Genomic DNA, 22,289 nt, shown 5'->3' on the forward strand with positions numbered 1-22,289 from the left:
ACCGATATCGCGGGGGTTCCGGTGATAGAAGTCGAGATCACCGGACCACTGCCACTCTTCGGTGTGGAAGGGCCCCATATTCTTTCGGTGAGGGCGCATGCGGCAATTGAGTAAGGAATGGAGCATCAGCACAACGAACCGGCGAGGTAGCGGGTGCCTGGCGCGCGTCAAGACAGATGCCGAGCGGGGCAACGCGATTGTTGAGCTGACCGCAGTGTTGATGGTCTTTGCGCTTACGGCGGCAGTGGCGATCGTGACTACTTCCGATCTTCTCGCCCATCGCAGTGCTGTTGTGGCTGCAGCGCGTGATGCCAGTCGTGCATTCGTGCGCTCTGAGAGTGTGGAGCTGGGGCGTGACAGAGCTACGGAACTTGCCGCGCAGTCATTGCGTGAGCGAGGTCTGCCTCCACCGCAAGTGGTCATATCCTGCTCAGACGTCCCCTGCCTCACGCCGGGCGCAGAGGTGACGGTGACGGTTCATGCCGAAGTGCCCCTTCCGGTTTTCGGAAACAGGGTTGAGATTACGGCGGCGTCGACGATGCCGGTCGATGAATTGAGAAGGCAACGGGAATGAGCGCTGGGAATGCCGAGAGCGGCGCGGTAATGAACGGTAGGAATGCCGAGAACGGCAATATGTTGCTACTCGGGCTTGGGTTGTGGATGGTGCTTGTCGTCCTGCTAGGAGGACTGGTCTCGGTGTCCCTGTTGTACGTCGAACGGAGAGAACTTCTGGCTCAGGCGGATGCAATGGCATTGGAGATAGCCGACGATCTCTCCGATGCGGCCTACTACGAGGGAGGGCCTGACGCGGACTTAGGCCCGAGTTCACGGGAGGCATATGAAAAAGCTCTCCGTATCGTGCCGCAGGGGTACGAAGTTGCCCAACCGACGGGCATCGAGGAGGGAGATGTAGTGGTGACACTATCGACGTCTGCCAGAATCGCTCTGGTGCCGGATGGGTTAGGAACCGGTACGGTACGTTTAAGCGCCACCAGTCGTGCCTATTTGCGGCAACGCGCCGCACCATAGACGAAGTCTGTGCGACAGCAAGAGCTGAGTGCCAAGCCAAGCCCGGTTCAGGACGCCGATGCAGTAGCGGAGGGGAATAATGCGGTAGCCTTGCACCCGTGGCCACTGACTATTCAACCGAGATTGAGAATCTGCGCAGTATCTTCGACCAGATCTCCGCCGTCGAGAATCCGCAGGAGTTACGCAAGCGCGTCGCGGAGTTGACGGAGCAGTCTGCCGATCCAGACCTGTGGAACGAACCGGAGAAGGGGCAGGCGGTGGCATCCAAGCTGTCGCACGCCCGTTCCGAGCTGGAGAAGATCGAAAAAATGGGTCGGCGGCTGGATGATCTTGAGGCGTTGCTGGAGATGGCGAACGAAGAGGTGGCAGGAGATCCGCAGACAGCGGCGGAGCTGTTTGCCGATTTGGACTCCGAACTCGAGGCCGTCTCGGAGTCGCTTTCCGAACTGCAGATACGCACTCTCCTATCCGGCAAATACGACGAACGCGACGCCGTCGTGACCATCCGGTCCGGAGCCGGAGGAGTCGACGCCGCGGATTTTGCGCAGACCTTGCAACGCATGTACCTGCGGTGGGCGGAGCGGCGGGGGTACACCGCCAAGGTGCTCGACACCTCGTACGCCGAAGAGGCGGGCATCAAGTCCACCACATTTGAGGTCCATGCCCCCTATGCCTACGGGACGTTGTCGGTGGAGGCCGGAACGCATCGCCTTGTGCGGATCAGCCCGTTCGATAACCAGGGGCGCCGCCAGACGTCGTTCGCAGCGGTAGAGGTGATTCCCCTGATTGAAGGCACCGATCACATTGACGTGCCCGAGTCCGACATCCGTGTTGACGTGTTCCGCTCCTCCGGTCCGGGCGGACAGTCAGTTAACACGACTGACTCGGCGGTACGGATCACGCATTTGCCTACGGGAATCGTTGTCTCCATGCAGGACGAGAAGTCGCAGATACAGAACCGCGCGGCCGCAATGCGCGTTCTCCAGTCCCGATTACTGCTTCTGAAACAGGAAGAAGAGGCCAAAGAAAAGAAAGAGCTCGCCGGCGATATTAAGGCCTCGTGGGGTGACCAGATGCGGTCGTATGTGCTGCAGCCGTATCAAATGGTCAAAGATCTGCGCACCGGGTTCGAGGCCGGCAACCCCGACGCTGTATTCGACGGCGACATAGACGGCTTCATTGATGCGGGTATTCGCTGGCGCGCAACCGGAGAGAAGGCCGAAGCCGACGAGTAGCGCTCCGGCTCAACCAGCTGCGCTTCTCCACGGATTTTGCGAACTATAACATTTTGTGACGGCGCGTCCCCGCCGGTCACGTCGCCATGCGCCGTATTCTCAGGGATGACTATGACCGCGGAATATGGCGAGAATCTATGATCACATTCGACAAGGTGACGAAGCTCTACCAGAAGGGTGCCAGGCCGGCGCTCGACTCGGTCAGCTTGGATGTGGAACGAGGAGAATTCGTGTTCCTCGTTGGCCCTTCAGGCTCCGGGAAGTCGACCATGCTGGCACTTATCCTGGCTGAGGAAAGGCCGACTTCTGGCCATGTGCAGGTTCTGGGCAAGGATCTTTCCACGGTGTCCCAGCGCCGCGTTCCCTTCATGCGCCGCGAGATCGGCACCGTTTTCCAGGACTTCCGGCTGTTGCCGGACAAGAACGTGTACGAGAACGTTTCTCTCGCGCTTGAGGTGATCGGTGCTCCCCGCCATCGCGTGAAGACCGAAGTCCCTGAAGTCCTTGAAATGGTGGGACTGGATGGAAAAGAAAAGCGTCGGATGTCAGAGCTGTCCGGTGGTGAGCGACAGCGTGTTGTTATTGCGCGCGCGATGGTCAATCGGCCTCAGATCCTGCTAGCGGACGAACCAACGGGAAATCTCGACTTTGAGACCGGGCTGTCGATTATGCGCCTGCTCGACCGGATCAATCGGACGGGAACAACCGTTGTGATGGCTACGCATGACCGCGGGATAGTGGACCAAATGCGCAAACGCGTCATTGAGCTCAAAGAGGGCATCGTGGTGCGCGACCAGGCGCGCGGTGTCTACGGGGGAGGGCAGAACTGATGCGTTTTCGTTTCGTTATCTCCCGCACCTTCAAGGGGTTGTTCTCGAATAGTGCGATGGCGCTTTCGGTAGCGCTTGTCACCTTTGTCTCCCTGCTCTTCGTCGGGGCGGCCGTACTGCTGCAAACGCAGATCGGCTCAATGAAAGATGACTGGTATGACAAGGTCGAGGTTTCCGCTTTCCTCTGCCCCGTCGATGCCATATCGGCCCAGTGTGCCTCCGGCGAAGCGTCGGAAGAACAAATCGCCGCTATCAGGGAGTACCTTGAGACGGATGAAATGCAGGAATACGTTGAGTCGTACGCTTTCGAAACGAAGGCTGAGGCTTACGAACGTTTCCAGGAACGTATGGAGGGCACGAGCTGGGCTGAGGTACTCACCGAGGAGCAAATGCAAGCTTCCTTCCGGATCAAACTGAAGGATCCCACCGAATATGAGGTGGTGGCTGAGGCCTTATCGGGACGTTCCGGTGTGGACACGGTTGTGGACCAAAGAGCTCAGTTGGAACCGATTTTCAACGTTCTCAACAAACTGACGTTGGCAGCGGGAGCCTTGGCGGCGGTTATGATCCTCACGGCATTGCTTCTAATGCCGACGACGATCCGTCTATCGGCCATGTCACGGCGTAACGAAACGGAGATCATGCGCTACGTTGGCGCATCGAACTTCTTCATTGAGCTGCCCTTCATCTTGGAAGGCGTGCTTTCAGCGTTACTAGGAGCGGTTCTCGCTGTTGCGGGGCTTTACGTTGTGGTCGAGCAATTTATACAGAAGTGGTTTACCAACGAGTGGCTGCGGCCGGTTTCGTCTGTTGATGTACTTCAGATTGCTCCGGCGCTTATCGTCGGCGCTGCCGTCGTGGCAGCCCTGGCCTCGTGGGTGACATTACGCAGGTATGCCCGGGTGTAGGAGACGGGAGGTTCTGCCTAATGAAGAACTTGGTAATGAAGCGGATGCGGACTCGGCGGAGACGAAGGCTGTCGGGACTGCTGGCAGTCGGCGCGTTGTGTTTGAGTGGCTTGGCGACGGCGGGGCCCGCTTTCGCAACTGATCGTGATGACCTTGTAGAGCAACAAGAACAACAGGCTGCCGAGATTGAAAGCCTGCAGTCGTCGCTCGAAGGGGTTGATTCCGATTTACAGGCGATCTACCTGAAGACCGAAGAGACCCGGGGACAGGTGGCGACCGCTGAGGCGGAACTCGCGATTGCGCAAAATGAGTTGGCCGCTGCTGAACGTGATCAACAGGCGGTTGCGGCACAGTTGGAGGCCGCGCAGGCGGAGCTGGAAAGCATCGAGGCCGATATCGAACAGGGCGAGTATGATATCGAAAAGGCGCGCAACAATTTGGCGGAACTGGGCCGTGCCCAGTATCGGGGGAGTCCACGCCGTCGACAGTCGATATGATCGTCAACGCGAATTCGACGGAGGACTTCCTGGATTCATACGCCTCTTCCGAAGCTCTCAATCGCGCCGAGTCCAGTGCCCTGACACAGGCACAACAGGCAGTTTCCCGTAACGAGACCCGTGCCGCGCGGCAGAGTGATGTCGAGGAGCAAATCAGTGGTCTAAAGGATCAGGCCGACGCCCTCGTCGAGGAGAAAACCGAGAAGGAAGCGAACGCGCAGAACAAGAAGGACGAATTGGAGGAGTTGCAGGCCTCTTACGAGGGGCAGGCGGCGGAACTTGAGTCTCGCAAGGAGGACTTCCAGGCGTCCTTGGATAAAACGCAGTCAGCCTACGACGACACGGCGGCGGCCATCGCAGCCATCGACGCGGAGAATGCGCGCAGGGCTGCGGCGGCCAGCAGCGGTGGCGGTGGAGGAGGCACGGTTTCGACGGGCTCTTCCTGGCTCATCCCCGTCGTTCCAACCCCGCTGTATGTGACGTCGCCGTTCGGTATGCGCTGGTATCCAATCACCGGTGGATATTGGATGCACAACGGCGTAGATCTTCGCTCGACCTGCGGGTCGCCTCAGTATGCGCCTGCCAATGGAACGATTGCACGTGTCATCCCGGCTGCCGGCAACTCGACGCATGGCAATCAGATATATGTCAATCTGGGGACGGTGAACGGCCACTCGTGGGTGGTGGTCACCAACCATTTGTCTGCTTTCAATGTTTCTGTGGGGCAGACGGTGAGGCAGGGCGATATTATCGGCTATACCGGTCAAACCGGTGACGTGACGGGATGCCACGTGCATATGGAGGTATGGCGAGACGGTTCGGTTATCGACCCGATGAGTCTTCCCGGCTTTACGACCTATTGAGTCGGTGGTGCCGTCCCGCTGCAGTCCGGCGTGCCGTGATCCTAACGGTGGAGAGTCAGATGCGCGAATGCGACCGGCCTGTGGCGTCGAGACCATCGGGGTGTGGTGTTGGATGCGTTGGTAGGGGCCGCGAGGTTCTGCCAACTTTTGCCCCGCAGCGGTGGCGCGGGAAGGTTGCGTTGACGGCCCAGAGGTGGCCAGATCCCCCTGGCAGCCGCTAGAATGGGTGGCCGTTCAGTTGTACAGGTTTCTTGGAGGAGGTCGCCATGGCGAAGAAAACCGACAAGCTTACTGCTGCGCAGAAAGCGAAAGCGGCCTCGGATGCTAAGCAGGTGATCGCTCGCAACAAGCGGGCGCGGCACGATTACCTCATCGAGGACACCTACGAGGCCGGTTTGGCATTGACAGGCACGGAGGTTAAGGCGCTGCGCATGGGCCGTGCTTCGCTGATTGATGCGTGGGTGGAGATCGACCGCGACGGCGAGGCATGGCTCCAAGGTGCGAATATTCCGGTGTATGCGATGGGAACGTGGACCAACCATGCTCCCACGCGCAAGCGGAAGCTGCTGCTGCATCGCGAAGAAATCCGTAAATTGGCGCAGAAGTCGGCTGCTAAGGGATACACGATCGTTCCACTTGAGCTGTACTTCCTGCGTGGGCGTGCCAAGGTCGAGATTGCTTTGGCGCAGGGCAAGCAGGAGTGGGATAAGCGCGAGACTCTGAAGCGCCGCGAGGCGGACCGTGAGGCAGAGCGCGCCATGGCGGCCGCCCGCCGTCGGGCGCGGCGGTGAGCGCCTCGGGAAGGTGACTGGCTTGGGAAGGCGAGCGGCCCGGGAAGGCGAGTGGTCTTGGGAATAGCTCGGGGCCTGTCAATGTTGTAAGATATACAGGCGCTCCATCGTGAGTACGTCCCGGAGTCACCGGGTTGCCAACTGAATACGGGGATGATCGGTTTCGACGGTGATTGTTTGTCGAAGGGAAGCGGGTCGAGGATGCAGAGTCATCTCGTTAACGACTCTCTGCAAACCAATAGGTGCCAACTCTAAGCGCACCGATTTCGCCCTCGCCGCCTGAGCGAGCTCCGAAATCCGTCGGCCCGAGGGGGCTTCTTCCTCGGAGTCCGGCGTCGTCTTAGGAAGCCACTGCTGAGTCCGCATGTTGCGGGCGAACTCGGAACACTTACGTAACTAGGTTCGTCAGAAACACGTCTGCGTGAGTTCTGGAGCCGAAAACAACGATTAGCAGACTGCACCCGGAGAAGACTTGGGCATGCATTACCGGACGCGAGTTCAATTCTCGCCATCTCCACTGCACGGTAGCCGCCACTGAATGCCAGTGGCGGCTACCCGCGTTTACGGGCATGTGGTGAAAGACAGTAGATCGCGCGGATACCTTGTGCGCGCTGCGGATAATGTGATTCTTCAAGTGCCGGTACTCTTGTGCGCAAGTCTGCCTCTGTACCCCGGCGTTAAATGCTGGGGGACGGGCCTCGCTTATGAAGTGGGGCCTCGCTTATGAAGTGGTGGATTCAGTTGGCTTGTGTGAAACCGATCGATGTGTAGAGCGCGATCGCTGCACTGTTTTCGCTTTCCACTCGTAGACCGATGATGCGGTCATATGGCACCCTCTCTAGTGCCGTCGACAAGAGCGTTCGTCCGATACCCTCACCTCGGTGATCTGGATGCACAAACAGGTCGATGATGAATATCTGCTCGGCGACGTCATCCCATGGGGGAGAATCGACCACCATAATACAACCGACGATCTCGTTGTCATGCTCGTAGACGAGGTTTTGATCTGGCAGGAAGATTCCATACTCGCCGTTGAGTGCCGCTGAAATATCGGCGATTGCTTCCATTTCGTCTTCTACGGTCCCCGGCGGATAACTCTCGAAGTAAAGTCTGCCAACCGCAGTGACATCTTGCTCGGTCAGGCTTCTGACCTCCTGCGGAATAGCACCTTGCGAGACATACTCACGGCGGGGAAGTGTCATCGTCAGTTGCATGTGGACGGCTTCTTTCAGGGTCTAAGTGTCTCCTTGAGTCATTGGCCAATGCTACCGGCCGGCACCGATGCGAATATCGAGAACTAGGCCAGCAAGCCGCCAACACGCATATGTGATGTGCCACTAGCAGAAGTGGGCGAGAGAGCCGACCGGGGTCTTTGCGGGAACTCCCTCTGCGGGCGGCAGGATGCAGCGGGCGTTGTGAGGCTACGCAGCCGTGTCCGGCCACAGTCCGCCATCACCGCTCGCCGTCGGCGGCGTCGTCGGAAAGCCGCAGCGAGATCAGAAGGCAGATCACTCCCGAGACGGCCGCAATGGCGCTGGCGCGGTAGAAGTGGGGGCCGTCCTTCGAGGCGATGGAGAACACGAGGAGCACGATTGCGGATGTGATCACTCCTCGTGCGAATCTCCTAAGGAAGGTCTTCCGAGTCATGGTCAGCGCAACTTACTACAAGGCTTGTTTATCACCTTGTATCGCACCGGGAATAGCGGCGGGTAGCCGTACGCCACTTCTGCACATTGACCGGCTTTTGGCCCTGTGTTCCGCGAAATCAGTATTCCTAAACTTGTGCCGACAAGGCCACAGGCAACGCCGGCTATCGTCCCGCCGATTTTACCGCAGAAAAGCCCGGCAGCGGCCGTGGCGTGTAACCCATTGAAGTCACTCCAGTCGCTCTGAGTCAGGTACACGTATATGTGGGTACCGAAACCGATATGGAAGTCTTGCCTGTTTCCAGATAACCCGGGTGGTGGGGGTATTGGCAGCGAGAGGACCACAGGGTCCTCGGCGTCGTTGATGAGTGAATCATCGGAGACGATGATACCGCTGTCATCCTCGGACGACCCCGTGTCTGCTTGTGCAACGTTGACGCCGCTCATTCCCAGTACTAGTCCGAAGGCGAGAAGAAACGTTCTCAGCCGCCGACTTTTTTTCATTTGTAGATCCTCACCTTCGTTTAGAAGCAAACAGAGGCAAACCCTGCCCGGGGTTTGCCTCTGTGATTTTCACGCTAACTGATATAGGACGCTACGTCAACAGTTCGACGAGACTCATTACAGATGCCCGTGAAAGTGGTTCGCTGCCTCATTTGGAACTGCCCGCGAAAGTCGCGGATCGTGGTGGGCATGCGGTGGTGGGTTGTCAATGCAGGCCAGGGCAGAGATCACTAGGAAGTACGCCAAGGCCTATGCCAAGGGCGTCCAAAGGAGATAAGGGGAGGATGCCCGGCGAGGTGTGCGCGGTGACCGGTCGGGTGTCGGGAGGGTGCCAGGCGGCGCCTGAGAGCGGTAGCCAAGCGCCCTGCGGGAGCTGGCAGGTCCAAGCCTAGGACCAGGGCGCGCACGTACTCCTAATGAGGCCTTAATGGTGTTACAACGAGTGTGGGCGGCCAGCGGCAAACAGTTGCGGCACATACCGATGCGTATCCATGCCGCTGCTGGACCTGTTGGAGGCCGCGGGCGAGCTCGTGGGCGGCACTGACCACAACAAGCTACCAAGTGGGCCGTGAGCCGGGTGTCGATGAGCGCGGCGAGAATCGATCGTTATCTCGCCCCGGTCAGGGCCAAGGACCAACTGCGCGGCAAGAGCGCCACCAATGGCTGGCCCGCTACTGCGCAACACCCGTCAGGATCCGCAAGGCTGGCGACGAGGCCCGTGCAGTTCGCGGGGTTCTTCAAGGCCCGTTACCGTCGCTCACTGTGGCCCGGTACTCAAAGGCGAGTTCGCCCGCACCGGGAACATGACCAACCGTGTTCACCGGCTGGGCCTTCACCCGACCCATCCGCAGGCGGCGCCCAGAAGCACATCAGGGCAGCCCTGGACCAGGTCGTGGACGACACTCCGCTTCCCCATCACGGGCATGGACGAGCGAATAACGGCAGCGAGTTCACCGGCCACGGGGTGGTCACGTGGGCGACAAACCTGGACATCTACTCCCGCCCCGGGGTCGGCAGTACAGGAAGAACGATCAAGCCACGACCCGTGTCCAAGAACAATCACCAGGTAACACCGCTACGCGTTCTACTACCACTACCGGCACCGATGCCGAGCGGGAGGTGCTCAAGCCGGTTGTGGGTGCTGGTGGACGCGCAGACCAACTTCCTGACTCCCATCAAGAAGCCCATCGGATGGGGAACCAACAAGGAAGGCAAACGCAAACGCCTGTACGACACTCCTCGTACCCCACCCGACCGGCTGCCCGGCACCGACGTATTGACCGACAAACAGAAACAAGAACTGATCACCTACCGCAGCCAGCCGGGCCCCGCCGCCATCACCCGCCGCACCGCACGGCCTCCAGGACGTGCTCATCGCCCTGGCCAAAGACAAGACCAACCAGCACCTGCCCAGCCCAGTTCCCCAGCATCCTGCCCGACCTCCACAAGAACATCCACACCACGAAAACCGCCTCCTAGACCCTCCCAGCCTCGCGGACATTCTCATCTCAGGCACCGAAACCACTTCGCAGGCAATTGGACATGAGACACTCCGCAGTTCGACGAGACTCATTACAGATGCCCGTGAAAGCGGCTCGGTGCCTCATCTAGAACTGCCCGCAAAAGCCGTGGATCGTGGTGGGAATTTGTGGTGAACCATCGACGTAGGTCAGGTCAAAGAGCACCAGGAAGCCTCCAGAAGGAGTGGACCGAAACAATCCCAGGCTGGACCGCGGGCGATAAGCAGCTTCTCTACGAAGAGGAGTGGATTACAGAGGCGGGAGCGAGTTCTTCAGCCACAGGGTGGGTGGCAGCGGGAGGCGAGCTCGGGTAGTTAGACTGCCCGTAGCTCCGTCACCGCCAACGCAGGGCAGCGCAAGGATCTTGGGGCTTGGCATATGCTGAGTTCGAAGAGAAAGTGTGTGGAGCCTCCGAACGCTGGAAGGCATAACGCAAACGAACAAAGGACCCAGATGGCTCGTCGACCGGTTTTCATACCTACGGACGATGTTCCCTTCGTTGTGGAGCGTGCAGTCGAATTCGAGTATCACCCGGGCTTTTCGGTGCAACAAAAACAACGTTCAATCGCCAGTCTCCATGGCTCGTTTCTCGCCGACTGGCCGGGCAGGAAGGTTCTTGAGGTTTCTTCTAAGAGCACCGTGGGCCTCGGCATCCAACTGAGCGCCTTCAATCTCATGATCCATGCCATCGACGATGCGCAATGCTCGGTTGAAGCAGCCTTTCAAGCTGCGAAGAAGTTTGAGAATGGCGGTCCTTACGCGGACCTGACGCAAGCCTCCAGCAGGCAAGCGAAACGGGATCAGAGGTTGCAACAAAGCGGACGCCTGATCGGTTTCGAGTTCTTCGGGAGGCGTTTTCCACTTGAACCGAGGACCTATTTCTACGACTGGCTCTATGCGTCAGCGCTCTGTGGAGATGAGGAGCTTCTTAAGCAGGTCACAGAGTACAGCGCCTTTACCGATATCGAGTTCAATCCGAAGCGATCGATGAACTGCCAAGCCAGATCGGTGGCAAAGGTGGTTGGGCTGTGGCAGGCGGATGAATTGACCGCTGCACTGGAGAGCCCTGAGTCCTTCTTGGCGATCGGATTTGGAGCCGCTTAGACACTAGGACCACCTCAGCGATGAGTGCGACAACCGGTCACGCGCGCCGCCAACACGCATATGTGATATGCGCCAATAGCAAAAGTGCGCGAGAGGGCTGATGAGGGTCCTTGAAGGCGTTTCCGCTGTGGTCCACATTCCGGGACTTCCATAAGATCCGCGTAATAGCAGGGAAAAGTGGCTGTCTTCGGCGGCGCTTTGAGTAGCGACCCGCACGGTTTCGCGCAGTATTCCAGCCACTCTTATTTGAGTTGCGTGATACGCCACGCGGCGCGGAATGCGACTTTTTGGCGGATTTCCGATACATTCATCCGTAGCGGCCCTCAAACCTGGGCCCGTTTTCCGAGACAAACGAGAGGTATGTGAATGTCCCTCAATCGCACTGAACTTATTGCCAAGATCGCAGAGAAGTCCGGTCTGACCAAGTCGGATGCCGACAAGGCCCTTGGCGCTCTGCAGGATGTTCTGGTCGAGTCCCTTTCCAACGGCGATGCCGTGAAGATCACGGGTCTGCTCGCCGTCGAGCGTACGGAGCGTGCAGCCCGCAAGGGCCGCAACCCGCGCACCGGCGAAGAGATTCAGATCCCGGCTGGCTACGGTGTCAAGCTCACCGCCGGCTCGGCCCTGAAGAAGGCTGTCGCCAAGTAAGGCAGTTTGGCTAAGACTTAGCGAAAAGAGGGGTCCGGCGTCATCGCGCCGGGCCCCTTCTTATTGCCTGACTGTTTTGGGCGGCCTTCTTGCCTGATGATTGAGCCGACCTGATTGCCTGACGGCTTAGGGAGAACATATGGCCTGGCGATTTAGGCGACGTACCGGTGCGCGGGTTGGGCGGCTCGCACCCCGAAGAGTTGAACGCGACGGGAAGAGAGCAACGTCTGCGACCACCTGCGATGATCGAGTTGTTTGCCACAGCTTTGCGGAAGGCCGCGGCGCTCGACGTGATAAATCGGCTCCACCGCGGCGGTCCTGCGCCTGTAGAGCCCCGCTGCACCCCGCCGCCACGCCCCGCCACACCCCTGTGCGATGTTGGTGCCGTCTTTTACACTAGAGCTATGAGCACTTCATCTCCTGAGCCTCCGAGCGCTCCCGGCGCTCCCGGGGTCCCGAAACCGAGTCGTCGGCTGGTCTCGATGTCCTCGAACGGACCGAGGAGCAACGCTCCCCGGGAGATGAGGAACGCTACGCTCACTATGTGCGTAAGGAGCGCATCACCGAGTCGGCAGTCCTCGGGCAGCCTGTGGTGGCATTGTGCGGCAAGATCTGGACGCCCACCCGTAACCCTGACCGCTTCCCCGTGTGTCCCACCTGCAAGGCTATTTTCGAGCAGATCGGTGGCGGGAAGGGAGAATGGCCTTTCGGCCCCAACGTTCCAGGAAGCGATTCGTGACCGCGGGCGCCACGCGCCCTTCTTCTCGTCTGCAGCCCCGCTCCGCGTCAGTATTTGCCGCTGAAAGCCTTTCCCCGTCGTTCCCGCAGCGGGCGGCCTGGGGAACAGCGGCGTCGCTGCGTGCTTGGCAGGCGGAAGCATTGTCGCGCTACCTCACCGAAGATCCGGAGGACTTCCTCGCCGTCGCAACCCCGGGGCGGGGAAGACGACTTTCGCGCTGCGGGTGGCAACCGAGCAGTTGGCACGCGGGACGGTGCGGAAGGTCACCGTCGTATGCCCAACTGAGCATCTGAAGACCCAGTGGGCACAAGCCGCCGCCCGAGTGGGGCTCCACCTCGACCCAGACTTCACTAACGCGCAGCGCGAGGAAGGTGACTTCTTCGATGGCGTGTGTGTCACCTACGCCCAAGTAGCCGCCAATCCTGAGCTGCATCGCTCTCGTACTCGCCGTCGGCCAACTCTGGTGATTCTCGATGAGATCCACCACGGCGGGGATGCTCTGAGTTGGGGAGACGGCATACGAACGGCCTTTGCCTCCGCCCAGCGGCGGCTCGCGCTGACCGGGACGCCCTTCCGATCCGACACCGCGCCGATTCCCTTTGTTAACTACGTGCCCGGAAACGACGGCGTACCCAGGTCTCACGCTGACTACACCTACGGTTATACGGAGGCTTTGCGCGACGGCGTCGTGCGCCCGGTGATGTTTCTGAGCTACTCCGGGCATATGCGGTGGCAGACCCGGCAGGGCGACGTCGTCGAGGCAACCTTGGGAGAACCACTGACAAAAGACATGACGGCCCAGGCATGGAGGACCGCGCTCAACCCCGATGGTGAGTGGATTCCCGCCGTTCTGGCTGCCGCCGATGAGCGGTTGACCGCTATTCGGCGCACGATCCCCGATGTCGGCGGTCTGGTCATCGCTTCGGACCACAAGGCGGCGCGCGCCTATGCCGCGCAGCTGGCGGCCATAACCGGTGCCCAACCAGCAGTTGTGCTGTCCGACGATTCGGGTGCCTCGCGGCGTATTGAAGAGTTTTCCGAGAGCACCGAGCGGTGGATGGTGGCCGTGCGAATGGTTTCAGAGGGCGTTGATGTGCCGCGCCTGGCCGTGGGCGTGTATGCCACCTCGACGGCGACGCCGCTGTTCTTTGCACAGGCGGTTGGTCGTTTTGTGCGGGCACGACGGCGCGGCGAGACCGCTACCGTCTTCCTTCCATCCGTTCTGCAATTGCTGGAGTTAGCAGGCCAACTCGAGAAAGAGCGTGACCACGCCCTCGGCCACAAGATGCCAGAGGGGTCCGGTATGTGGGATGACGAACTCCTAGCCCAGGCCAATCGAGAAGAACGCGCTAGTGAGGAACTGGCGCTGCCTGGCTTCGAGGCGCTGGAATCCGAGGCCTCCTTCGACCGTGCGCTATTCGATGGTGGTGAGTTCGGCCTGGGAGCGGAGGTTGGTTCGGACGAGGAGGCTGACTTTCTGGGGATTCCCGGTTTGCTGGAGCCGGAGCAGGTGACGACTCTGTTGCGGCAGCATCAGGCGGAGCAATCAAAACGGCAGAAGAAACAGGAATCGAAAGTCGCGGTGCCGCGTGATGAACTGCAGCGACGTCGCGAGGCGCGCAAAGAACTCAAGGCTTTGGTCGCTACCTGGGCGCGGCGTACCGGAAGGCCGCACGCCCGCATACACGCCGAGTTGCGGCAGCGCTGCGGCGGCCCCGAAGTGGCGCGGGCCTCCGCCGAGCAGATTGAGGCGCGTATTGAGCAGCTGCGTCGCTGGTTCGTGGGCCGGAAGTAGCGCAGATACACTAATGCGGTGATTGTGACGAACGGAGTGCACACCGCCGCCGCGTCCGACCTTTGCCTAATCGAGTCCGTTGAAAATATCGACCATTTTACTGGGCACGGCAGGCTCACCGGGGGAAAGCCGCCAACCGTCGTAGGGCAACTCGGCGCGGGAGGCGGTGTGCCGGGCGACGGCATCGGGGATGGCCCGCGCAGCCAGGTAGGCCTCGTCGATCACGCCACCGCTGATCAGGCGTTTTTGGAGTGGACGCGCACCGGCGCGCTGTAGGTAGGCGAGTCCTTCCTGCCACCCCTCCACGGAGAGGATAAGCTCCTGTGCCGCGTGCCCCTTGGCATCCAGAACGCGGCCGGCGACCTTAAGGCCGCCGATGCTGGCCTTGTTCTCGGAGGATTTTGCCACTTCGCTCATCTTTCCCTCGGAGTCTTCGCGGGCGACGAGCTTGTACACCATCTCGGCAGTCGGATGCCCCGACCCGGTTACGAGTTTGGTCCCCACACCATAGGAGTCCACCGGGGCGGCATTGAGCGCGGCGAGGGAGTATTCATCCAGATCCGAGGTGACCGTGATCTTCGTCGTCGTCGCGCCGAGATCGTCGAGCTGCTTACGCACGGTGAAGGCTTGCGCAACCAGATCTCCAGAGTCGATTCGGATCGCGCCGAGTTCACCACCTGCGGCGCGTGCGGCGGCGACGGCGCGCTCCACTCCGGTGGGAATATCGTAGGTATCCACCAGAAGTGTCGTGTCGGTGCCCATGGTGGCGATTTGTGCTGCGAAGGCGTCCTCCTCCGAGTCATGGACAAGCGTGAAGGAATGCGCGGCGGTTCCCGCCACCTCCAGGCCGTAACGTCGCCCTGCCTCCAGGTCAGAAGTGCCAACGAATCCGGCGATTACGGCCGCACGCGCGGCGTGGATGGCGGCGGTCTCGTGAGTACGACGTGCGCCGAACTCTAAGCATGGGCGTCCGTGCGCGGCAGTTGTCATACGGGATGCTGCTGTGGCAACTGCCGAGTCATGATTGAGAATGGACAGGATGACGGTTTCGAGCAGACATGCTTCGGCAAAGGTCCCCGTCACCGTCAAAATCGGCGAATAGGGAAAGTAGCATTCACCTTCGGGGTAACCGTAGACATCTCCGGTGAAACGGTAGTCGGCCAGCCACGCAAGAGTGCGTTCGGAGACAATACCAGTCGAAGCGAGGTAGTCGAGCTCTGCGGCGGAGAAATGAAAGTCGCGTATTGCTTCGAGAACGCGGCCGGTTCCGGCGACGATGCCGTAGCGGCGTTGGCCGGGTAGGCGGCGTGCGAAGACCTCGAAGACGCTGGCACGATCGGCTGTACCGGAGGCGATAGCCGAGTCCACCATCGTGAGTTCATACATGTCTGTAAGCAGCGCGGTGCTCACGTTTTGCGTCGTCATACATGACACTTTACTAGCAAGAGGGCACGCCGGAGCCTTCCAAGAAGCGGTTATCCGCCGATTCTCGGCGGGTAACCGTACGAGTAGACTGGCGGTGTGAGCAACATACTGTTCCCGAACGCCGCTGCGGCGCTTGCGGATCGGGCTGAACCGGTACACCAGGCAGAAGAGACTGGGCAGACCGAGCGGCAAGGAGAATCGCTGCGCGGTCGCTGGCGTACTGTTGTCCACGATGACCCAATCAATCTCATGAGTTACGTGGAATGGGTATTCAGCCAGTACTTCGGCATGGATGCGCGCACTGCCAATCGTGTCATGATGCGGGTTCATACGCAGGGACGGGCAACCGTCTCTCGAGGGCAGCGCGAACAAATGGAACTCGATGCCCAGGCCATGCACACATACGGGTTGTGGGCGACCATCGAGGAAGAACAGTGAAGCGGCGAGTAATAGGCGGAGGCGAACAATAGTGTGGGCATTCTCGGCAGTTCATCTCGGATATGCGGCACGCGCCGATGCCACCGAACGGCACCTGTTGGCCTCGCTCGCCTCGGATGTGGCGCTGCTGCTCGGCTACTCTGTGGCCGATGTTCTGGCGCAGCGTGACGAGGTCTCGGACGGTGATTCGCAGGATTCTCTGGCTGACTATGAGCTCGAACTGGCGGAACTGAACGAGCGTGCCGAGGATGTCGCACGGGGTGAGGAGACACGCATGCGGCCGCTTCCCATGGACGAGGCATTGCTGCGTCTGCTTCCAGACATGTCAGAAAACCCGGAACTCGCGAGTGAGTTGCGCAACATGACGCAGGACTCCGTGCGTGCCGCCAAGGCTGAGAATCTCGCCACGTTTTGCGCAGCACTGGAGGCAACAAATGACCAGATCTGGGTTCCCGACGACGATGTCGGAGCATGGCTGGCAGCGCTGAATGACCTGCGGCTCACACTGGCGGCGAGGCTTGAAATCCTTGATGATGACGCTGCAGAGAGGGTGTATCGTGACGCTTTCGAGTTGACCGGCACCGATGCCCGCGAGGCGCAACGCAGCGTGGAAACGACGGATGACATGTTGGCCGTTGTGTATGCAACGTTGACCTGGTGGCAGGAGTCACTCCTGCAGGCTGTCCGGATTAAAGGGATGCGCGGCTAAAGTCTTGAGGTATGGATCAACGGCCGATCGGCATCTTCGACTCAGGGGCAGGCGGGCTTACGGTAGCTCGTGCCATCATTGATCAACTGCCCTGGGAATCGATCACTTACATAGGCGACACTGTCCATTCGCCGTACGGTCCACGCCCTATCGCCGATATTCGCCGGTACGCCATTGAGGTGATGGACCAACTGGTTGACTCCGGTGTCAAGATGCTTGTTATTGCCTGTAATTCGGCGTCGGCGGCGGCATTACACGATGCGCGGGAACGCTACGAAGCGCGGCTGGATATTCCGGTGATTGAGGTGATCCATCCCGCAGTGCGGCGGGCGGTACGCGCGACGAGTTCGGGCAAGGTGGGGGTCATCGGTACCCGGGCGACAATCGAATCGGGGGCCTACCAGGACGCCTTCGCGGCAGCACCAGACCTGACACTGGTGACGCAGGCGTGCCCACGTTTTGTTGAATTGGCGGAAGCGGGGATTACGGCGGGCCCTGAGGTGCAGGAGGTTGCGGAAGAGTATCTGGCACCCATGCGGCGTGCCGATATCGATACGCTGGTACTGGGTTGCACGCATTACCCGCTGCTCGCCGGGGCGATTGGATACACGATGGGGGAGGACGTCACCCTCGTGTCCTCTTCCGACGAGACCGCGCGCGACGTTTATCGCGAACTTACTCAACGCGCAATCCTCGCCAATGGGGATGGTCCGCGCCGTAACTTCTACGCCACGGGGGATCCGGAGTCCTTTGGCCATTTGGCGCGTCGTTTCTTGGGGCCCGAGGTTGGGTTCGTTCATTCCACGAAGGAGATGCCACGGTGAGGCTTACAGTAATTGGCTGTTCCGGGTCGATGTCAGGAAGGCAGTCGGCCGCTTCCTCGTATCTCGTCCAGGCGGATGGTCACAATGACGACGGCGAATTGCGCACCTACTCCTTTGTGATGGATTTCGGTCCCGGAGCGATGGGACAGTTGTTGAACTATGCCGATCCCGCAGAGCTGAACGCAATGTTCCTCTCGCATCTACACACGGATCACTGCGCCGATATCGTCGGCATGCAGGTGTACAGGCGGTGGCTACCCGCCGGACCGCTGCCACGCCTCGACGTGTACTGCCCCGGTGACGGCCTGTCTCGCACCCGCCAGATTGGCGGTGATCCCATCGAGGAGACATACGCGGGGGAATTCTCTTTCACCGAGCTGCGCCCGGGGATGCGAGTTGAGGTGGGACCAATGGTGGTGGAGGCATTCGAAGCCTGGCACACGGTTCCCGCCCTCGGCCTGCGTATTACCGGTCCATCCGACCATGAACCGGGCCGTGAGGTCGTATTCGGATTCACGGGAGACACCGACTATTGCGAGTCGGAGGTCGAGATGGCTCGCGGGGTCGATCTGTTGCTGGCGGAGTCCGCTTTTGAGGATGGCCGAGACTCCGTGCGAGGCGTACACATGACAGGTGAACGTGCAGGGCGTCTTGCGGCGCAGGCACAGGCTGGTCGGCTCTTGCTGACGCACCTGCAGCCTTGGACAAGCCCGGAGAAGGTACGGCGGGCAGCCGAGGACGTGTATGGCGGACCCGTGCGTTGCGTGGAGCCCGGTGATGTCTACCGCTTGTGAGGCGGCTCTACCGCTGCACGGTTAGCGCGGTCGAGTGGAATCTGGCGATGTCTACAGGTTGTGGGGCGGCGCGGGGTGTGGACGGACGGGGATCCTATGCCCAGCGCTGGTAGGCTCGGCATATGAGCACTTGGTCGCGCGCGGACGAACGCGCAGTCGATGAACTTCGTCCCGTTACCATTCACCGCAGGTGGCTTGACCAGGGTGAAGGCAGTGTCTTGATCTCTTTCGGGCGTACTACCGTCTTATGTGTCGCTTCTTTTTCGGAAGGTGTGCCGCGCTGGCGGCGCGATTCCGGGCTAGGCTGGGTGACGAGTGAATACGCGATGCTGCCCCGGGCTACGAGTGAGCGTTCCCAGCGAGAGTCGATACGAGGAAAGGTGGGGGGCCGTACCCAGGAGATCTCTCGCCTCGTCGGTCGTTCACTGCGTGCCGCAGTCGATATGACGGCGCTGGGGAGAATACAGTAACGATTGATTGCGATGTCCTGCAGGCCGATGGAGGCACACGAACGGCTGCGGTGACCGGTGGATTCGTTGCCCTCGCAGATGCCTTGAATTGGGCCGTGGGCAGGGGAATCGTTAAGCCGCGTGTGAACCGACCGGTGCTGGCCGATACTGTGTCGGCGATTTCGGTAGGAATCGTGGACGGGCATCCGGTGCTTGATCTTCCCTACGAAGAGGATTCCCGTGCAGATACCGATATGAACGTTGTGGCCATGGGATCGGGAAAGCTTGTCGAGGTACAGGGAACCGCCGAGCACAATCCGTTCTCTCGCGAGGAGTTGGACGCTCTTTTGGATTTGGCGGAGCGTGGAAATAGTGCCCTGGCACAGCAGCAGCGTGAGGCGCTGTTCGACGACGATCCTATCGATCCACGCATCATCGGTGATGGCAGCACGGCGAGGTGACAGGAGATGACGGATACGCCGGTGCTGGTGCTCGCGACTCGCAATGAGCATAAAGTCGGTGAATTACGAGCCATACTTGCACCCCTGTTGCCCGGTGTGGACCCGCAGCGCATTGTCGGGGCGTCGTCGTTCGACTTGCCCGACCCGGTGGAGGATGAGGTTACATTCGCGGGCAATGCTTTGATCAAAGCCCGCCAGATCGTTCGGAACACCGGGTTCCTTGCCGTTGCCGATGATTCCGGTCTTTGTGTCGATGTTCTCGGCGGCGCCCCCGGTGTATTCTCTGCGCGGTGGAGTGGACGGCATGGCGATGACCAAGCGAATCTACAACTGCTCCTCGACCAGTTGGCAGGGGTGCAAGAACAGCATCGCGGTGCACGCTTTCACTGTGCGGCTGTGATGGTTACACCCGAGGGACGCGAAGTCGTATGTGAGGCGAAAATGACCGGGACATTGCTATACGCGCCCCGTGGCGACAACGGGTTCGGCTACGATCCGATTTTTCAACCCACTGGCATGACGTGTTCCAACGCGGAGCTCAGCGCTGAGCAGAAGGATGCGATATCGCACCGTGGCAAGGCGTTCCGCGAACTCGCACCGCTATTGGGCGCCGAGATATCCCAACGCTTGGCGCAATAGCGCTGCATGAGCTTCGGTGAGCTCATTCTGCAACTCTGGGGTGCGGGTCTCTCCGGGAGTGAACCAGGTGAATTCGAGGGAGTCGGTTCCGGGGTTGCAATCGCCGTGCATTGGAATTATGTAGGCAAGCGAAACGGCATGCTGTCGTTTGTCGAACCAGCCTGCACCGGGAGTGGGGAAGTACTCTCCGATGGTAAACGGTGTGATAGACGGCGGAAGCTGCGGAAGGGCCATCGGCCCCAGGTCCTTCTCGATGTGCCGTGCCAGAGCATCGCGAACACTTTCGTGATAGAGCACGCGCCCGGATGGGAATGTCCGCATGATTGAATCGGCATTGACGCACAGGATCATTCCGACTGCTTCCAAACGGCCGAGGTCGTCGAGCCGTACCGGAACGATGTCGACATACACCATCGGAACCTTACGCCGGACGAATTCTAAGTCTTCCGGGGGCAGCCACGGTCCCATATCTGCCGAATCGATCTCGCTCATGCCACTAGTGTGCCAGCACATGAGGCGGGCGTGGTGCCGAGTGGGTCGCATTTCTTCGCGAGTGAACGCCTCGGAGGGCATGCTCGCGGAACATGCTGCCTGTGCAAAGCTCAGCGGCTGCGCTCGTGGCAGAGAATTACACATATCACGGGGCAGCGTTTAGGAAAGCCGACGATGAAGCGGGTAGAATGTCCGAGCCAGCGCGAGTGGCGGAATTGGCAGACGCGTCAGATTTAGGTTCTGGTGCCTTCGGGTGTATGGGTTCGAGTCCCATCTCGCGCACTAGCATTGCTGCGATGCCGTATTCCTGTACCTGCCGCAGCGCGTAGAATGAGCTTTGTAACAACGGGTTAATCCTCCCAGGCCGATGCAAGCGATCAGAGCGCAACCGATGGGGCGTTCTCCGGCTGCCGATGTTGCCGGGCTGCGCGGATTTCTTGGTTATTGAGGTCCTGCAATGGGGGCGGGCGTGGATGGTGGTCAGGTGACAGATGGGAAGAATCGGCGGTTGATGCCATTCGGTGTCAACCTGCCTGCCGGATCCAGTTTGAACTACCACACGGGTGGCTGGCGCACAGAGCGGCCCATCTACCTGACCAGCGGTGCTCCCTGCAACGCAGCCTGCCCCGCCCGAGAACTGCCGCGTGAGTGGATGCGGCCGATCCAGGAGGGAATCACGGATGAGAAGGTGTTCCAGGCTTGGTCTGCCATTCTGGAGGTGAATCCCTTGCCCGCCGTCGTTGGACGGGTTTGTTACCACCCGTGTCAAACGGCGTGCTACCGTGACCGTCTCGACGGCGAGGTCGGTATCGCTTCCCTCGAGCAGTTCGTGGGTGACTATGCCCTGGACCGCGGGTGGAACCCGCCAACACCACGGTACGAGCTTGATCGGCGCATTCTTGTTATCGGGTCCGGGCCACTCGGCCTTTCTGCCGGATATCAATTGCGACGCCGCGGATTCCGCATCGAGATCCGCGAAGCGCAGCGTGTGTTGGGCGGGATGATGCGCTATGGCATCCCGCCCAATAGGTTGGATCATGAAGTGCTGGCCGCCGAAATCGCGGCGCTGGAAGGCACGGGCATCGAGATGCACACCAAAGCGGGTGTGCGACGCATTGATGAAGAAGTGCCCAAGTATGACGCGGTGATCTTCGCCGGTGGCGGCGGGAAATGCGTGGCTGTCGTCCCGGAGAAGGTGTTATGGAATCAACCGGCGCACACCGAACGGCGTAAGACCCGTACCGTTACCGCAGCAATCGGGCGCGGTATGCTCACCGCGCGTGCCGTTATTCGGCATTTCTCTCAGCTTGACGGCTGGCAGGATACGATTGCGCAACTGGGGGCGGAACGCACCGGGGAGGCCCCCGGATCCGGCGTCGGCGTCGTTCCCTTTGCGGACCTGGAACCCTGGTATTACCCGGCAGTACGCAGTGTCGCACGGCCAATCGTGCGTAATAGAGATCTTATCGGTGTGGTGCCGGATCGCGTCATGCCGAGGCTGACGGAGCAGGAGGCCTTGATAGAGGCGTGCCGCTGCCTGTCATGTGGCAGTTGTTTGCGGTGCGACACCTGCTATGGGGTGTGCCCGGAGAATGCGATTGAGAAAGTGTGGAGCGCTGACACCGACTATCGGATTGACCTCGACTTCTGCAAGGGATGCGGAGTGTGCGTGGAGGAGTGCCCGGCGGGTGCGATGCGAATGGTTCCCGAGGTGCGCTGATCGGGTGACGCGCGAGACGAGAGAACCACCTTTGCAGCGCCACGGTCCCTCGGTGTTTTGCTGTCGGGGCAGGGTCCGCAGCCGAGTGCTCCGACGCCGTGGATTGCGAAACCCGTGGTGTGAGCCACGCTTCTGAACTAGAGTTATTGGCATGGGAGCCGGGTGTTTTACCCGGTACGCCTTGGCTCGTAGGACCATGGTCCCCGGAGTTGTGGCACGGGTTACATAG

At 60.3% G+C, this 22,289-nt stretch carries 21 protein-coding genes, 1 tRNA gene, 1 other RNA gene and 3 pseudogenes; 21 read left to right on the plus strand and 5 right to left on the minus strand.

Annotated features, from left to right (window positions below):
* Positions 1-97 precede the first annotated feature (97 nt).
* From DDD63_RS04665 to ssrA, 9 genes are all read left to right on the plus strand, one after another.
* Positions 98-574 (plus strand): hypothetical protein, encoded by a 477-nt coding sequence (locus DDD63_RS04665; RefSeq protein WP_108715391.1) that lies wholly within the window; start codon positions 98-100, stop codon positions 572-574.
* Positions 571-1,029 carry a hypothetical protein gene (locus tag DDD63_RS04670; RefSeq protein ID WP_108715392.1) on the plus strand — a complete coding sequence of 153 codons (459 nt, stop codon included), beginning with the start codon at positions 571-573 and terminating at the stop codon, positions 1,027-1,029. The genes DDD63_RS04665 and DDD63_RS04670 overlap by 4 nt, the downstream gene beginning before the upstream one ends.
* 98 nt (positions 1,030-1,127) lie before the next feature.
* Positions 1,128-2,264, plus strand: coding sequence for a peptide chain release factor 2 (gene prfB / locus DDD63_RS04675; RefSeq protein ID WP_108715393.1), 1,137 nt, complete (start codon positions 1,128-1,130; stop codon positions 2,262-2,264).
* Between the two features lie 137 nt (positions 2,265-2,401).
* Complete coding sequence (gene ftsE, locus DDD63_RS04680; protein ID WP_108715394.1) at positions 2,402-3,094, plus strand: cell division ATP-binding protein FtsE; 693 nt, start codon at positions 2,402-2,404, stop codon at positions 3,092-3,094.
* Positions 3,094-4,002: a permease-like cell division protein FtsX gene (gene ftsX / locus DDD63_RS04685; RefSeq protein ID WP_108715395.1), complete on the plus strand. Its 909-nt coding sequence runs from the start codon at positions 3,094-3,096 to the stop codon at positions 4,000-4,002. Before ftsE ends, ftsX begins: the two co-directional genes overlap by 1 nt.
* A gap of 20 nt (positions 4,003-4,022) precedes the next feature.
* On the plus strand, positions 4,023-4,499 hold the full coding sequence (locus DDD63_RS04690) for a hypothetical protein (RefSeq protein WP_108715396.1): 477 nt from the start codon (positions 4,023-4,025) through the stop codon (positions 4,497-4,499).
* On the plus strand, positions 4,496-5,362 hold the full coding sequence (locus DDD63_RS04695) for a M23 family metallopeptidase (protein WP_108715397.1): 867 nt from the start codon (positions 4,496-4,498) through the stop codon (positions 5,360-5,362). Before DDD63_RS04690 ends, DDD63_RS04695 begins: the two co-directional genes overlap by 4 nt.
* A 266-nt stretch (positions 5,363-5,628) precedes the next feature.
* Entirely contained in the window at positions 5,629-6,153 is a 525-nt protein-coding gene (smpB, locus tag DDD63_RS04700) for an SsrA-binding protein SmpB (RefSeq protein WP_108715398.1), read from the plus strand.
* A 149-nt stretch (positions 6,154-6,302) separates the two neighbouring features.
* Positions 6,303-6,673, plus strand: a transfer-messenger RNA (tmRNA) gene (gene ssrA, locus DDD63_RS04705).
* 217 nt (positions 6,674-6,890) lie between these two features.
* On the opposite strand, the gene DDD63_RS04710 is transcribed toward ssrA, so the two are convergent.
* The 3 genes from DDD63_RS04710 to DDD63_RS04715 all read right to left on the minus strand — a co-directional run bounded on the left by DDD63_RS04710 (position 6,891) and on the right by DDD63_RS04715 (position 8,303).
* Entirely contained in the window at positions 6,891-7,367 is a 477-nt protein-coding gene (locus DDD63_RS04710) for a GNAT family N-acetyltransferase (protein ID WP_108715399.1), read from the minus strand.
* Between the two features lie 238 nt (positions 7,368-7,605).
* A complete protein-coding gene (locus DDD63_RS12225; RefSeq protein ID WP_164505459.1) occupies positions 7,606-7,761 on the minus strand; it encodes a hypothetical protein in 156 nt (51 codons plus the stop codon).
* A gap of 41 nt (positions 7,762-7,802) precedes the next feature.
* Positions 7,803-8,303 (minus strand): hypothetical protein, encoded by a 501-nt coding sequence (locus DDD63_RS04715; RefSeq protein ID WP_108715400.1) that lies wholly within the window; start codon positions 8,301-8,303, stop codon positions 7,803-7,805.
* A 1,973-nt stretch (positions 8,304-10,276) separates the two neighbouring features.
* Here DDD63_RS04715 and DDD63_RS04725 point away from each other — a divergent pair.
* From DDD63_RS04725 to DDD63_RS04740, 4 genes and pseudogenes are all read left to right on the plus strand, one after another.
* Positions 10,277-10,927: a hypothetical protein gene (locus DDD63_RS04725; RefSeq protein ID WP_108715401.1), complete on the plus strand. Its 651-nt coding sequence runs from the start codon at positions 10,277-10,279 to the stop codon at positions 10,925-10,927.
* A 366-nt stretch (positions 10,928-11,293) separates the two neighbouring features.
* Complete coding sequence (locus tag DDD63_RS04730) at positions 11,294-11,575, plus strand: HU family DNA-binding protein (RefSeq protein WP_108715402.1); 282 nt, start codon at positions 11,294-11,296, stop codon at positions 11,573-11,575.
* Between the two features lie 404 nt (positions 11,576-11,979).
* Positions 11,980-12,314: pseudogene (locus DDD63_RS12800) on the plus strand (DUF3039 domain-containing protein).
* Positions 12,275-14,109 (plus strand): annotated as a pseudogene (locus DDD63_RS04740) (DEAD/DEAH box helicase). Before DDD63_RS12800 ends, DDD63_RS04740 begins: the two co-directional pseudogenes overlap by 40 nt.
* A 66-nt stretch (positions 14,110-14,175) precedes the next feature.
* Here DDD63_RS04740 and DDD63_RS04745 read toward each other — a convergent pair.
* Complete coding sequence (locus DDD63_RS04745) at positions 14,176-15,534, minus strand: nicotinate phosphoribosyltransferase (protein WP_108715404.1); 1,359 nt, start codon at positions 15,532-15,534, stop codon at positions 14,176-14,178.
* A 201-nt stretch (positions 15,535-15,735) separates the two neighbouring features.
* Here DDD63_RS04745 and clpS point away from each other — a divergent pair, with 201 nt between their 5' ends.
* The 6 genes and pseudogenes from clpS (at position 15,736) to rdgB (ending at position 19,848) form a co-directional block, all read left to right on the plus strand.
* Complete coding sequence (clpS, locus tag DDD63_RS04750; protein ID WP_240611464.1) at positions 15,736-15,972, plus strand: ATP-dependent Clp protease adapter ClpS; 237 nt, start codon at positions 15,736-15,738, stop codon at positions 15,970-15,972.
* Between the two features lie 31 nt (positions 15,973-16,003).
* Complete coding sequence (locus tag DDD63_RS04755; RefSeq protein ID WP_164505460.1) at positions 16,004-16,681, plus strand: DUF2017 family protein; 678 nt, start codon at positions 16,004-16,006, stop codon at positions 16,679-16,681.
* An 11-nt stretch (positions 16,682-16,692) separates the two neighbouring features.
* Entirely contained in the window at positions 16,693-17,505 is an 813-nt protein-coding gene (gene murI, locus DDD63_RS04760) for a glutamate racemase (RefSeq protein ID WP_108715406.1), read from the plus strand.
* Entirely contained in the window at positions 17,502-18,299 is a 798-nt protein-coding gene (locus DDD63_RS04765; protein WP_108715407.1) for an MBL fold metallo-hydrolase, read from the plus strand. The genes murI and DDD63_RS04765 overlap by 4 nt, the downstream gene beginning before the upstream one ends.
* Positions 18,300-18,421: 122 nt before the next feature.
* A pseudogene (rph, locus tag DDD63_RS04770) lies at positions 18,422-19,209 on the plus strand (ribonuclease PH).
* A gap of 6 nt (positions 19,210-19,215) precedes the next feature.
* Positions 19,216-19,848, plus strand: a complete 633-nt coding sequence (rdgB, locus tag DDD63_RS04775; protein ID WP_108715408.1) for an RdgB/HAM1 family non-canonical purine NTP pyrophosphatase — start codon at positions 19,216-19,218, stop codon at positions 19,846-19,848.
* Here rdgB and DDD63_RS04780 read toward each other — a convergent pair.
* Positions 19,810-20,340: a DUF4916 domain-containing protein gene (locus DDD63_RS04780; protein ID WP_108715409.1), complete on the minus strand. Its 531-nt coding sequence runs from the start codon at positions 20,338-20,340 to the stop codon at positions 19,810-19,812. The genes rdgB and DDD63_RS04780 overlap by 39 nt on opposite strands.
* 200 nt (positions 20,341-20,540) lie before the next feature.
* Here DDD63_RS04780 and DDD63_RS04785 point away from each other — a divergent pair.
* Positions 20,541-20,622 (plus strand) — tRNA-Leu (locus DDD63_RS04785).
* 175 nt (positions 20,623-20,797) lie between these two features.
* Positions 20,798-22,060, plus strand: a complete 1,263-nt coding sequence (locus DDD63_RS04790) for an NAD(P)-binding protein (RefSeq protein ID WP_108715410.1) — start codon at positions 20,798-20,800, stop codon at positions 22,058-22,060.
* The last annotated feature ends 229 nt before the right edge of the window (positions 22,061-22,289 follow it).

The organism is Actinobaculum sp. 313, from assembly GCF_003073475.1.
Taxonomy (GTDB): domain Bacteria; phylum Actinomycetota; class Actinomycetes; order Actinomycetales; family Actinomycetaceae; genus Asp313.

Excerpts from the sequence above, each read along its gene's own strand:
- DDD63_RS04665 (WP_108715391.1), top strand. The coding sequence starts at position 98 with ATGCGGCAATTGAGTAAGGAATGGAGCATCAGCACAACGAACCGGCGA.
- DDD63_RS04670 (WP_108715392.1), top strand. The coding sequence starts at position 571 with ATGAGCGCTGGGAATGCCGAGAGCGGCGCGGTAATGAACGGTAGGAAT.
- ftsE (WP_108715394.1), top strand. The coding sequence starts at position 2,402 with ATGATCACATTCGACAAGGTGACGAAGCTCTACCAGAAGGGTGCCAGG.
- ftsX (WP_108715395.1), top strand. The coding sequence starts at position 3,094 with ATGCGTTTTCGTTTCGTTATCTCCCGCACCTTCAAGGGGTTGTTCTCG.
- DDD63_RS04690 (WP_108715396.1), top strand. The coding sequence starts at position 4,023 with ATGAAGAACTTGGTAATGAAGCGGATGCGGACTCGGCGGAGACGAAGG.
- DDD63_RS04695 (WP_108715397.1), top strand. The coding sequence starts at position 4,496 with ATGATCGTCAACGCGAATTCGACGGAGGACTTCCTGGATTCATACGCC.
- smpB (WP_108715398.1), top strand. The coding sequence starts at position 5,629 with ATGGCGAAGAAAACCGACAAGCTTACTGCTGCGCAGAAAGCGAAAGCG.
- DDD63_RS04710 (WP_108715399.1), bottom strand. The coding sequence starts at position 7,367 with ATGCAACTGACGATGACACTTCCCCGCCGTGAGTATGTCTCGCAAGGT.
- DDD63_RS04715 (WP_108715400.1), bottom strand. The coding sequence starts at position 8,303 with ATGAAAAAAAGTCGGCGGCTGAGAACGTTTCTTCTCGCCTTCGGACTA.
- DDD63_RS04725 (WP_108715401.1), top strand. The coding sequence starts at position 10,277 with ATGGCTCGTCGACCGGTTTTCATACCTACGGACGATGTTCCCTTCGTT.
- DDD63_RS04730 (WP_108715402.1), top strand. The coding sequence starts at position 11,294 with ATGTCCCTCAATCGCACTGAACTTATTGCCAAGATCGCAGAGAAGTCC.
- DDD63_RS04745 (WP_108715404.1), bottom strand. The coding sequence starts at position 15,534 with ATGACGACGCAAAACGTGAGCACCGCGCTGCTTACAGACATGTATGAA.
- murI (WP_108715406.1), top strand. The coding sequence starts at position 16,693 with ATGGATCAACGGCCGATCGGCATCTTCGACTCAGGGGCAGGCGGGCTT.
- rdgB (WP_108715408.1), top strand. The coding sequence starts at position 19,216 with ATGACGGATACGCCGGTGCTGGTGCTCGCGACTCGCAATGAGCATAAA.
- DDD63_RS04780 (WP_108715409.1), bottom strand. The coding sequence starts at position 20,340 with ATGAGCGAGATCGATTCGGCAGATATGGGACCGTGGCTGCCCCCGGAA.
- DDD63_RS04790 (WP_108715410.1), top strand. The coding sequence starts at position 20,798 with ATGGGGGCGGGCGTGGATGGTGGTCAGGTGACAGATGGGAAGAATCGG.